At 59.3% G+C, this 575-nt stretch carries 2 protein-coding genes; one reads left to right on the plus strand and one right to left on the minus strand.

Features of this window, described 5'->3' with window-relative positions; all coding sequences use genetic code 11:
- On the minus strand, positions 1 to 107 hold a 107-nt coding region (locus QWI17_RS23690; protein WP_368045356.1), incomplete at its 3' end, for an NAD(P)-binding domain-containing protein.
- Positions 108 to 308: 201 nt separating this feature from the next.
- Here QWI17_RS23690 and QWI17_RS16530 point away from each other — a divergent pair.
- Entirely contained in the window at positions 309 to 476 is a 168-nt protein-coding gene (locus tag QWI17_RS16530; RefSeq protein WP_009683150.1) for a DUF6026 family protein, read from the plus strand.
- The last annotated feature ends 99 nt before the right edge of the window (positions 477 to 575 follow it).

Raw genomic sequence — 575 nt, forward strand, 5'->3', positions numbered from 1 at the left:
ACCGCCTCGCGGTTGCGGTCGTGCACCACGGTGCGGTGGCCAGCGCGCATCAGGCGCCTTGCGATATTGCCGCCCATGCGGCCCAGCCCGACGATTCCCAGTTGCATGAGCCGATGCTCCCCTTTCGAAATAGATGACAACAGTCCAGCTGTTCAGGTTAGTCCAGCATGCCGCCCGAGGGTTCAGCGACGAACGGCAAGACCACGATAAACAAAAAAGTTCCCAAGGCTTGTGAAAGAATTCAAAATGCGGCCGCCAGAAGCGTCTACGCTTTGAATTGTCACCAGCCAAAACCGCGAGGTGTGCTCATGGGTACCTTGATGCCTGCAACCCCAACCCAGACCCTCTATGTCTCCGTGCGCCGTGATGAGCTGCGTAAACTCAAAGACGAACGTGACCAACTGCGCCAACAGGTCGCCGAGCTGAACGTGTTGCTGGACCAGGCACGCATCGCCGCTAAAGCCATCGACCTCTGATTCCCCCCGCCCTCGGTGGGAGTCCTGCGCTCCCACGCTGCAGCCCTGCCCCGCGGTAAAAGTTGAATTGTGAAGGGTTCGCCTTCAAGGCGCGCGATT

It is taken from the genome of Gilvimarinus gilvus, assembly GCF_030518155.1.
Classification (GTDB): Bacteria; Pseudomonadota; Gammaproteobacteria; order Pseudomonadales; family Cellvibrionaceae; genus Gilvimarinus; species Gilvimarinus gilvus.

Excerpts from the sequence above, each read along its gene's own strand:
- QWI17_RS16530 (WP_009683150.1), top strand. The coding sequence starts at position 309 with ATGGGTACCTTGATGCCTGCAACCCCAACCCAGACCCTCTATGTCTCC.